At 56.7% G+C, this 11141-nt stretch carries 11 protein-coding genes; 5 read left to right on the forward strand and 6 right to left on the reverse strand.

Features of this window, described 5'->3' with window-relative positions; all coding sequences use genetic code 11:
• Positions 1-60 precede the first annotated feature (60 nt).
• Positions 61-963 carry a GntR family transcriptional regulator gene (locus IBT54_RS11805; protein WP_201252199.1) on the forward strand — a complete coding sequence of 301 codons (903 nt, stop codon included), beginning with the start codon at positions 61-63 and terminating at the stop codon, positions 961-963.
• Positions 964-1133: 170 nt separating this feature from the next.
• Entirely contained in the window at positions 1134-2486 is a 1353-nt protein-coding gene (locus tag IBT54_RS11810) for an MFS transporter (RefSeq protein ID WP_201252200.1), read from the forward strand.
• 16 nt (positions 2487-2502) lie between these two features.
• Here the strand turns inward: IBT54_RS11810 and IBT54_RS11815 are convergent, their stop codons facing one another.
• From IBT54_RS11815 to mntP, 5 genes are all read right to left on the reverse strand, one after another.
• On the reverse strand, positions 2503-3894 hold the full coding sequence (locus IBT54_RS11815) for a hypothetical protein (RefSeq protein ID WP_201252201.1): 1392 nt from the start codon (positions 3892-3894) through the stop codon (positions 2503-2505).
• On the reverse strand, positions 3887-4798 hold the full coding sequence (locus tag IBT54_RS11820) for an alpha/beta fold hydrolase (protein ID WP_201252202.1): 912 nt from the start codon (positions 4796-4798) through the stop codon (positions 3887-3889). The genes IBT54_RS11815 and IBT54_RS11820 overlap by 8 nt, the downstream gene beginning before the upstream one ends.
• A 295-nt stretch (positions 4799-5093) precedes the next feature.
• On the reverse strand, positions 5094-5306 hold the full coding sequence (gene cspA, locus IBT54_RS11825; RefSeq protein WP_010253500.1) for an RNA chaperone/antiterminator CspA: 213 nt from the start codon (positions 5304-5306) through the stop codon (positions 5094-5096).
• A 400-nt stretch (positions 5307-5706) separates the two neighbouring features.
• Positions 5707-5784: a stress response protein AzuC gene (azuC, locus tag IBT54_RS25460; protein WP_123809971.1), complete on the reverse strand. Its 78-nt coding sequence runs from the start codon at positions 5782-5784 to the stop codon at positions 5707-5709.
• Positions 5785-5901: 117 nt separating this feature from the next.
• On the reverse strand, positions 5902-6477 hold the full coding sequence (mntP, locus tag IBT54_RS11835; protein ID WP_107319140.1) for a manganese efflux pump MntP: 576 nt from the start codon (positions 6475-6477) through the stop codon (positions 5902-5904).
• A 316-nt stretch (positions 6478-6793) separates the two neighbouring features.
• Here mntP and IBT54_RS11840 point away from each other — a divergent pair, with 316 nt between their 5' ends.
• The gene (locus tag IBT54_RS11840; protein ID WP_013359425.1) at positions 6794-7036 is read left to right on the forward strand and encodes a DUF1158 domain-containing protein; all 243 of its coding nucleotides are present in this window, start codon (positions 6794-6796) and stop codon (positions 7034-7036) included.
• Here IBT54_RS11840 and IBT54_RS11845 read toward each other — a convergent pair.
• The gene (locus IBT54_RS11845; protein WP_201252203.1) at positions 7026-8462 is read right to left on the reverse strand and encodes a PLP-dependent aminotransferase family protein; all 1437 of its coding nucleotides are present in this window, start codon (positions 8460-8462) and stop codon (positions 7026-7028) included. The genes IBT54_RS11840 and IBT54_RS11845 overlap by 11 nt on opposite strands.
• 57 nt (positions 8463-8519) lie before the next feature.
• Between IBT54_RS11845 and IBT54_RS11850 the strand changes: the two genes are divergently transcribed.
• Both IBT54_RS11850 and mqo read left to right on the forward strand, forming a co-directional pair.
• Entirely contained in the window at positions 8520-8975 is a 456-nt protein-coding gene (locus IBT54_RS11850; RefSeq protein ID WP_110331044.1) for a carboxymuconolactone decarboxylase family protein, read from the forward strand.
• Between the two features lie 511 nt (positions 8976-9486).
• The gene (mqo, locus tag IBT54_RS11855) at positions 9487-11103 is read left to right on the forward strand and encodes a malate dehydrogenase (quinone) (protein ID WP_033784258.1); all 1617 of its coding nucleotides are present in this window, start codon (positions 9487-9489) and stop codon (positions 11101-11103) included.
• Positions 11104-11141: the final 38 nt, after the last annotated feature.

The following is an 11141-nucleotide window of genomic DNA, read 5'->3' on the forward strand; positions in this document are numbered from 1 at the left end:
AGCACGGCGATTTTTTTGGGCTTTGAATGGTTTTTAATGCATAAAAAACCGGAGAGTGAGATGAGCCGCAGCCAGAATTTGCGTCAGAACGTGATCAACCAGATGCTGGAAAGTATTGCTCAGCGTCACATCTGTTCACCCCTGCCGCCGCAGGCCGCGCTGGCCGAAATGTTCAATATCAGCCGGACCACGGTGCGTCATACCCTGCATTATCTGCATCAGTGCGGCGTGCTGGATAAAGTCGATCAGACTTACGTTATCGTGCGCGATCCGCGTGAAGATGACGGCTTTAGCGCCTTAACGCCGCCGATTGAGCAGCAGGCCAGCCACTTTGAGCAGATTTTTTTTAATATGATTAATCAGCGGCAGCTGGTGCCGGGCGACACCTTCAGCGAGCTGCAACTGGCGCAGCAGGTGAAGGTCAGTCCGGTAGTGGTACGCGAGTTTCTGCTGCGCTTTATGCGCTATGACCTGCTGGAGCCGGTTAAACGTGGTCAGTGGCGGATGAAGAAGTTCACTCAGGATTACGCCGAGAAGCTGTTTGAGCTGCGCGAGATGCTGGAAACCCACGCCCTGAGCCGCTTCCTCAATCTGCCCGCCAGCGATGAACGCTGGGTTCAGGCGCGGGATCTGCTGGATCGTCACCGATCGATGCGTGACACCATTGCCAGCAACTATCGCCACTTTGCCGCGCTGGACCGCCAGATGCATTCGCTGATTTTATCCGCCGCTAACAACCCGTTTTTCAATCAGTCGCTGGAGATTATCTCGGTGATTTTTCATTCGCATTATCAGTGGGATGAAAGCGATCTCAAGCAGCGCAATATTGTGGCGCTGGAGGAGCATATGGCGATTCTCACCGCGCTGATTGGCCGTCAGGATATCGACGCACTCTGCGCCCTGCATAACCATCTGGCGACCGCCAAAACCTCAATGGTGCGCTCAATCGGTCAGTACAATTAAAAACCGATTAAAAACCACAAAGCATTAGCTCCCGCACGATTCAGAAACATCTTTGCAACATCCTTAACCCTTTGCTCTTAGTCTCGACTGCAACGTCACGGCGGCCTTTTGCCGCTGCGCGCAGACCCCTTCTCACCATAACGATAAGTACCCAGTTTCGGGAGAGTGCAATGGAAAAGACTTCAGTAACCGGCCGCGACAGCGTGATCGGCGACACGCCACCAGGCCAGGATTTCGTGCCGATGCGCAGCGACGTGGTGCGTTCACCGCGCATCCGCAAAGTGCAGATCACGGCAATGTTGCTGCTGCTGTTCGCCGCCATCATCAACTATCTGGATCGCAGCTCGCTGTCGGTGGCGAATATGACCATCCGCGACGAGATGGGGCTGAGCGCCACCGAAATCGGCCTCCTGCTCTCTGCTTTTTCGCTGGCGTATGGCCTGGCGCAGTTGCCGTGCGGTGCGCTGCTGGATCGTAAAGGCCCGCGCATTATGCTCGGTATCGGCATGTTCATCTGGTCGCTGTTCCAGGCCGCTTCCGGTCTGGTGCATAACTTCACCCAGTTCGTGCTGGTGCGCATCGGTCTCGGCATTGGCGAAGCGCCGATGAACCCGTGCGGCGTGAAAGTCATCAACGACTGGTTCAACATTAAAGATCGCGGCATGCCGATGGGGATGTTTAATGCCGCCTCGATGATTGGGCTGTCCGTAGCCCCGCCGATTCTGGCGGCGATGATGCTGGTGATGGGCTGGCGCGGCATGTTTGTCACCATCGGTATCCTCGGCATGTTCCTCGCGATCGGCTGGTATATGATTTACCGCGACCGCGATAACAACACTCTGAGCGCCGAAGAGATCCACTATCTGCAGGCGGGCAGCGTGGCATCGCGTAAAGAGCCGATCAGCTTCAGAGAGTGGCGCGGCCTGTTTAAGCAGCGCACCATGTGGGGCATGATGATTGGCTTCAGCGGCATCAACTACACTGCGTGGCTCTATATCGCCTGGCTGCCGGGCTATCTGCAATCGACCTATCATCTCGATCTGAAAAGTACCGGCCTGCTGGCGGCGATTCCATTCCTGTTTGGTGCGGCGGGCATGCTGCTGAATGGCTATGTGGTTGATTCGCTGGTGCGTCGCGGCTTTAACGCGGTGAAAACCCGCAAAGTCTGCATCGTCAGCGGAATGCTGCTGTCCGCCGGGTTTACCGCGGTGGTGACCCGCGCGACCGATACCACCAGCGCCGTGACGCTGATTGGGATGGCGCTGTTCTGTATCCACTTTGCCGGAACGTCATGCTGGGGGCTTATCCACGCCAACGTCACCGCCCGCATGACCGCCTCGGTCGGCAGCATCCAGAACTTCGCCAGCTTTATCTTCGCCTCGTTCGCGCCCGTCATCACTGGCTGGGTGCTCGACACCACCAAATCGTTCAGCCTGGCGCTGATGATTTGCGCCTGTGTGACGCTGGTTGGCGCACTCGCCTACCTGCTGCTGGTGCGCCAGCCGATCACCGACGGCGAATAAGCACGGCTGACGGCGGCTACGTCAGCGCCGTCAGGGTGACGCCATATTTTGCACCGTAGCGTTTAATGCCCGCCATCACCTTCTCTGTACTGAGTGGAGGGGGTGGTGGCAACAGCTGTGCCCGTTCACGCAGCGCCGAGTCGAAGCGGGCAAACGTCGCGAAATCACGCGGGAACCGCGCTTCATCCACCCCAATCAATGCCCCCTCATCACGCGCATGGGATAACAGTGCCTGCCAGCGATCAATCTCCGCCAGCCCGATACTGTCGGTGCCGTGAGAAAAGAGCATCATGTCGATGTTACGAAACGGCGGCTGTTTTTCCAGGAAGCGTTGCAGCGCCGCTGCGGACGGTTCGGTACAGAACACCAGCCAGAACGGAATCGCCTGCTGCTGCTGGGTACACCAGGGATCCATCAGCAGGAAACTGTCCACCGTCAGCCGGGTCGATAAAATGCCCGCTGCCAGATACCAGTCGCGATAAATCTCCGCCACCACAAAACTCATTGCTTCCGGGTCTTCGTAACGAATCTCCATCAGCTTCCAGTTCTGCGCCGCCGCCAGTTTTTTCAGCGGGGAAATCAGATAACCATCCAGGCCCCACTCCGCTTCCGGCACGTGGTCAGTGATGTCAGGCGGCGTCCAGCGCTCGCGGTCAATGCCGTAACGCGCCAGATATTCTGCTACCCGCGGGCCACCCTGTAAATACTCTTTTTCGGTTGCGCCACCGAGCGCGCCAAACTGAAAGAACGAGCGATCGCTGGTGCGTGTCACCGGCCACTGGCGGGTGCAGTGGTTGATAAACAGCGTTGAACCCGCGGGCAGGCTCCCCATCAGAAATTCGTTGAAGGCCAGTGGCAGTTCGCGCAGTTTCAGCCGGAAATAACGCATCTGATCGAGCATCAGGCGATCCTGATTCGGATCGTGCATGTGGTGAACCGCCAGCCGTGGCCAGGCGGCCAGCAGCGCGGCGGCCACCTCTTTTCCCTGCTCAAAACTCGCCTGGGCATCATCCGGATCGTTGCTGGCGGCGCGCACCGGACAAAGAAAGGTTTGCGGCAGCCACGGGACGTTCATCGCCGACGCCAGATGCACCAGCGCACCGTTCGACGAGCCAATAAACGCCGCCGGATAATCCTGCTGCGGGTACTCGCTGACCATCCATTCTGCGATGCCTTCCACATCCAGCTCGCCTGCCTGACGCAGGCTGATGCCCTCTGCCATGCCGCCCAGCGCATAGCCCCACTCGCGCAGCCCGGTCGGCAGACGGTTCAGTGAGGGTAACAGCCGGTCAAGTGTCGGTGACTGGCTCGGACTGGCAAAGGGGCGATCGTGGAGCGCATTGGCCAGCGCCAGCAGCATGGCAGCGGCAGAGTCAAAACGGGCGATGCCTTTGGGCGGTTTACTCATGCTGATTCTCCTGCTGAATGCGCGCCAGGAACGGGCGAATGGCGTTGCAGAAACTCCACGGATAGACGTAGTGCAGCGTGTGCGTGCCGTCGCGCAGCGTCAGGCGTTCACTGTGCGGCATCAGAGCAGCAAGCTCATCCAGCCAGCGCGCCCGACAGATCGGATCGCGCGAACCGCGCAGCAGCAGCGTCGGCGCAGTAATGTAAGTCAGACGATGCTCGATGCGGTCACGCAGCATGGCGCGCATCGTGCCAAAGGCGCGCCAGAGCCCCGCTTTAGCGTAATCGATGCGGGCCAGCGGCCCCGGCGGACGACGCGTTTCCAGGCGGCCATTACGCCAGCTGCGCCACAGCTGACGCGGCAGGCTGCGGGCATGACGATCGACCGTCGGCCCCTGCAACACCAGCCCCGCCACGGCCTGCGGATATTTCACCGCCAGTGCCGCCAGAATCTGACAGCCAAACGAGTTGCCGACCCAGATAGCACGCTGAAACCCGTTGTGCTGCAGCCAGAGCCAGAGTGCGTCAGCCTGCTCATCCACGGACATAATCGGCGCAGAAGCTGGCAGCGCACTGGCCCCAAAACCGGGCAAATCCGGCACCAGTACGTGATAGTCGCGACCCAGCGCCAGCGCCAGCGGCTCCATCGCCCGGCCCGACATCACCAGACCGTGAACCAGCACTACCGGCAGTCCCCGATCTTCATTGGGCGTGACGCGGGTAAACATGCGCCAGTCGCCCACCTGCTGAAAATAACCCGCCAGCCCGGCGTGATGACTGCGCGGCGACACCGGCGGTGTCTGCTTCAGCGCCTGCCAGCGTTTCATGCCCCAAAGCGTAGCTGCCATACCCAATCCCACGCCTGCCACAATCGCTGCCTGTTTTCGTCGATGCTTCTGGATCATCCGCTGCTCCTGATTTGGGAGGAATAATTCAGTGTAGGACGGGATCGGGTTGGGGGCGGGTTATCCGCGTGATGGTGTGAAAAAGTATGGGGTTTCGCATAAGAAGAAGCGGGCGTTGCGGGTGATGAACTCTGGCGGGGAAACTGTCTGGTGTAAGCGGGAAGGCAAGAGACAATACGAATTTCAGGCAATAAAAAACCCGCACTGGGCGGGTTTATTTTATTATCAGCAGAGCTTATCTGCTCAGACTTATGTCTTCATCGCTATTGTAAACGTCGCTGATAATGAGCGCGGCTTACAGCGCTGTGACATTGCCAGCTGCAGGGCCTTTAGCGCCATTTTCAATGGTGAAGGAGACTTTCTGACCTTCATCAAGCGTTTTGTAGTTATCACCCTGGATAGCAGAGAAATGCACGAATACATCTTTGCTGCCATCATCGGGAGTGATAAAGCCAAAACCTTTATCTGAATTAAACCATTTTACTAAACCAGTCATTTTGTTAGACATAGATATTTCCTTAATCGATTAGCCACTAAGAGCGGCGAAGATGGCCTGTAGTTCGAGATTTACTTATTGGGCACTTAGGAGGAGGCTTTCGAAGAAGGATATCTGTGGATAACACTTGAACTGAAGACTACTTTACTAAAACTGCTTTCATAAGGTCTGTGTTCCAAACCGATGACGCATTAAGACATAGCGATAATAATTTAGCAACGTATATGCTTATTTATTTTAACCATTTAAATGCTTAGATGGCTGAATGGGGAGAGGAGGAGCAGAAAAGATTCACCAGAAGTACCAAAACGCGGTTTTAAATCAGCGAGAAGCAAGAGCAGCAAAAAACAGAGAAGGTGATAATCACAGGTCGATCCCTGACCGCGATTATCGAGGGTTTCTTGCGGGGTGCTTAGTACATGGCACCCGGCGGTACGTGTTTGAACGTCTCAACGTAAGCGCGGAACACGTGTTTAATGATGCGTTTCATAGAATACCTGTTTCAAATTTAGTTGAAGATATACTGAAAAAGTATAGCCTCTGTGCGTTTTAACAGCAAATAAATTTGAACCAGCTCACAAAAATGGGGCTTTTTCAGGCAAAAGCCCTAGCCCATATAGCCAAGATGTTGCAACAGAATGGTGGAGCCTACAGCGATTAAGACCAAGCCACCCAGCACTTCCGCCCATTTGCCGAGTACCGGACCGATAAAGCGCCCGACCAGTACGCCTGTCGTCGCCATTACCGTGGTAGCAGCACCAATGGTCAGCGCGGTGGTGATGATATTCACCTGCAGGAAAGCCAGACCGACACCGACCGCCAGCGCATCCAGGCTGGTCGCGACTGCGGTGGTTGCCAGCACCATAAAGCCATGACTTTGCGGCGCTTCGCAGGGTTCTGCAACGGCAGTCTGACGGAAACCTTCCATCATCATACGGCCACCGAGAAACGCCAGCAGGCTGAAGGCAACCCAGTGATCCCACGCCATAATGTAACGGCTGGCGGCCAGGCCAAGCGCCCAGCCAATCAGTGGAGTCAGCGCTTCAATAGAGCCAAAGATCAGACCGGTACGCAGCGCTTCTTTAAAACCAGGACGATGCAGCGTGGCACCTTTGCCCAGCGCAGCAGCAAACGCGTCCATCGACATACCTAGTGCAAGAATTAAAGTGGCAATAAAGGTCATGATTTATTCACCTGGGGCGAAAAAGCGGCAATTCACGCTGAATTCACCACACAAAGTGTTCAGTTATGAAAAAGTGGGCGCAGTCTACCACGCAAATCCAAAGATAAAAAGACAGTAAAATCAGGGATTTAAGTATAGCAAAGGCTATAACTCTTATCATTCGCTATGAATGGCGCTAAGTCGATGGTGGCAAAGCATTTTCTCTGGGCTGACCTGACCGGTGCAGGCTGCGGGATGGCGCTTTGCCGCACGCCACCATTGAACCCTGTCGCCGATTACCGGAAAATGCCGGACTGATAAATATGGGAAACCGGTTATGAATAACCCTTTTGAGACGTTGATCGTGCCGGGTGGCATTTTGCTGCTGGGCTTTCTCTCGGCGCTGCTGCTGCCCGCGCCCGCTTTTAGCGTGACGGTGGCGCAGCATCTGTTGCAGATGTTCCATTTGCAGGATCTGAATCAGCTCTACACCGTGGTGTTTTGCGTCTGGTTTTTAGTGCTCGGCGCACTGGAGTTTTTTGTGATCCGCTTTGTCTGGCGTCGCTGGTTCAGGAGCTGACCGCCTGCGCATCGACCAGCGCTTTTAGCCGTTCGGCGCTACGCGCATAACCCTCACGCGGCAGATGTGCCGCACCCAGTATCAGGCCCGCACCGCGTTGATCGGCCTGCTGATACCAGATCGACAGCGGCGACGGTGCCATGCCCCACTCTGGTGCCTGCTGCGCAATCACCTCATCCGGCGTACCGGCCGGTAAGCGGACAATCACCGCCAGCCCGGCGCGTTGCAGGTCGGGAAAGTAAGGATGGAGCGCCGCGATCATCTGCTCCAGCCGCTCCTGATAGACGCGCTTCATGCGCCGCAGATGCCGCATAAAGTGACCTTCACGCAGAAACTCCGCTACCGCATTGTGCAGCAATCCCGAAGAGGCTGGCGCAAGCAATGCACACACTTCGCCGAACCGGGTCGTCAGCGCCGGCGGAACCACGATAAAACCGAGACGCAGTTGCGGCGTCAGCGTCTTGCTGAAGGTGCCGATGTGCAATACCCGCCCTTCGCTGTCGAGCGCAGCCAGTGCCGGTGCCGCGCGATTGCCGGGCTGAAGCTCGCCGAGATAGTCATCTTCGATAATCCAGCGCTGTTCGCTGCTGGCCCAGCTCAGCAATTCATGGCGGCGCGCGAGGCTCATCGTCATGCCAAGCGGCGCCTGCTGTCCCGGCGTGACCAGCGCGAAAGCGGCATCCGGCGCGCGGGCCCTCCCCGCCTCCACCTGTAACCCTTCAGCATCCACAGGCACGGCAACGGGCGTAACGCGCAGCGCGTCAACCGCGCGACGCGCCACCCAGAATCCGGGATCTTCCAGCCAGGCCGTTTTGCCCTGAAAATCCATCGCCAGGCCAATCAGGCCCATCGCACCCGCATAGCCGCTGGTAATAATGATCTGGTCCGCCTGACAGCGCAGGCCGCGTGCCACCGCCAGATAGGCCACCAGCGCCTGGCGCAGCGTTAAGCCGCCGCGTGGATCGGGATAACAGGCCGGTCTGCTGACCTGCATGCGCGCCTGACGCTGCAGAATGCGCAGCCAGACTTTAACCGGGAACGCATCACTGGCCGGAATGCCCATCTGAAAGGTCAGCGGAGGCGCTTCAGCCGCTTCTGTGCCCGCCAGCAGTTGGCGTTCAGCACTGGCGATGGCCGGTTTTAACGGCGGTAGTGCGCTGACGAAGGTGCCCGCCGCGCCTCTGGCCTGCAGAAACTGACTATCGACCAGCATGTCATAGCTGGCGCGAACGGTGCCGCGCGCCACGCCGAGCTGTGCCGCCAGATCGCGGCAGGAAGGCAGACGCGCACCGGGCGGCAAGCGCCCTTCCCCAATCGCCTGCTCAATCAGCTGGCGTAGCTGTTCGCTGAGGCCACGTGACGTGCCGCGCTGGAGCGTCAGCGTCGAAAGCGGCGATGGACCAGTCAGACTCTCATTTTTTGGCACTTTATCTGCTCCATTGAAAGGCCGAGAATCGCCCCATCAACCCCAGGAGGCAATAAGATGAGCGAACGTATCGATTTTCACAGTGCGGCACCAGCAGGCATGAAAGCGCTGGGCGGCGTGTACAGTTATCTGGCGCAAACCGATCTGCCGCTCACTTTACTGGAACTGTTGTTCCTGCGCATATCGCAGATTAACGGCTGCGCTTACTGCATTGATTTACATACTAAAGCGCTGAATAAATCGGGTATGGGCTGGGATAAGATCGTACTGACCCAGGTCTGGCAAGAATCCGGCACGCTGTTCAGCGATAAAGAGAAGGCGGCCCTGCACTGGGCTGAATGCCTGACGCTGATTGCTCAGCAGGGCGCGCCGGATGCCTGCTATGACACATTAAAAGCGCAGTTTAGCGAGAAAGAGATTGTCGATCTGAACATCGCCATTGGCCTGATGAACACCTATAACCGCATGGCGATAAGTCTGAAAAAGCTGCCTGCCAGTGCGAATCAGTCATAAGTGAATCCGATGCGTGCACCGGCGTGCACGCATTTTCAGACTCACAAAAATGTAACATTATTTTTACACAAGCAGCTATTCAGGCTCTCTTCACCTGATTCCTGTTATTCCTTATTGCATAATAAATCGCTAAATTTCAGCGAATTAAATAATTCCGCACCGTTTGCACCCATTTCTGCGTTGCACCAGCATAGGGCTTTTACGCAACAACTCTTTTCAGTTAACCTACTGACTTCACTCTAAAAAACCGCTAATGCGCCACTGCCCGTGATGATTAATTCTTATGCTGAATCATTTCTGCATTTAAAAAATAAACAAATGTTTAATTCAGATGCGAGAATGTTATATTCGGATGACAAAGCATAACGTGCAGTTAACGCGTTATCACCGCTTTAACCCTATACCTGAGACTTAACCTTTGAGAAATAGCGCAACGCGCTCGAAAGAAGCGTGACTATTTCGCCTGCGAAACTGTTGGGCTTCAGGTCAACAGAAGAGGAGATGTCGCCTCATGTGCAATTCAGCTATAAACCTTGCGCTCGCGATGAGTGCCATGGCAAAGGACACCACTACTACCGCGCAGGAGCGCAAAGACGTTGACGTGCTGCTGATTGGCGCAGGTGTGATGAGCGCTACCCTCGGTGCATGGCTGCAGGACTTAGAGCCGGACTGGTCCATCGAAATGGTGGAGCGGCTCGACAGCGTGGCCGAAGAGTCGTCCAACGGCTGGAATAACGCGGGCACCGGTCATGCGGCGCTGGCGGAGCTGAACTATACGCCTCAGCAGGCGGATGGCAGCATCGACATCTCCAAAGCGGTAACGATCAACGAATCGTTCCAGATTTCCCGCCAGTTCTGGGCTTATCAGGTCCAGAAAGGCAACCTGCGCAACCCTGAAAGCTTTATTCACAGCACGCCACACATGAGCTTCGTCTGGGGCGACGACAATGTCGAGTTCCTGCGCAAGCGTTTCAGTGCGTTGCAGAAAAGCACCCTGTTCCGTGGCATGGCCTACTCCGAAGATCCGAAGCAGATTGCCCGCTGGATCCCGCTGGTAATGAATGGCCGCGACCGCAGCCAGAAAGTGGCCGCGACCTGGACAGAGATGGGCACCGATGTGAACTTCGGTGAAATCACCCGTCAGCTAATCGCCGCATTAGAGAAGAAAGCGAATTTCCAGCTGCGTCTGCGCCAGGAAGTGCGTGAGCTGAAGCAGCTCGCCGATGGTCGCTGGCAGGTCACCCTGCAGTGTCTGAACAGCGGCACGCGTCGTACACTGACGGCAGGTAAAATCTTTATCGGTGCGGGCGGCGCGGCGTTACCGCTGTTGCAGAAAGCCGGTATCCCGGAAGCCAACGGCTACGCCGGCTTCCCGGTGGGCGGTTCGTTCCTGGTCACAGAAAATCCGCAGGTCGTCGCGCAGCACATGGCGAAGGTCTACGGCAAAGCCAGCGTCGGTGCACCACCGATGTCTGTGCCGCACGTCGACACCCGCGTGCTGGATGGCAAGCAGGTATTGCTGTTTGGCCCGTTCGCCACCTTCTCAACCAAGTTCCTGAAGCAGGGTTCGCTGATGGATATGTTCACCTCGCTGAACAGCAGCAATATGCTGCCGATGGTGAAAGTGGGGCTGAAAAGTTTTGACCTGGTGAAATACCTGATGGATCAGGTGCTGCAAAGCGATCGCGACCGGATGGACGCCCTGCGCGCCTATGTACCGCAGGCGAAGCAGGAGGACTGGCGTTTAGTCACTGCCGGTCAGCGTGTGCAGATCATCAAGAAAGATGAGAAAGAAGGCGCGGTATTGCGTCTGGGCACCGAAGTGGTTGCCTCACAGGATGGTACGATTTCAGCGCTGCTGGGTGCGTCGCCAGGTGCCTCTACCGCGGCACCGATCATGCTGGAGCTGCTGCACAAGGTCTGTCCTGAGCAGATGGCTTCGCCGGAATGGCAGAACAAAATCCGTGCGGTAATCCCTTCCTGGGGTCGCAAACTGAACGGTGACGTGGCGCTGACAGAGAAAGTGTTAGCTGAAACCAGCCGCATTCTGCATCTCGATTACTCGCCGGTCACCCCGATGGCGGCCAACGATGAAGGACGGGAAACCGCATTCGTCGTCGGCAAGTAATTCAGCGCCATTGATAAAGAGGCTCCGCACTGCGGGGC

It is taken from the genome of Pantoea sp. S62, from assembly GCF_016658625.1.
GTDB classification, from domain to species: domain Bacteria; phylum Pseudomonadota; class Gammaproteobacteria; order Enterobacterales; family Enterobacteriaceae; genus Pantoea; species Pantoea vagans.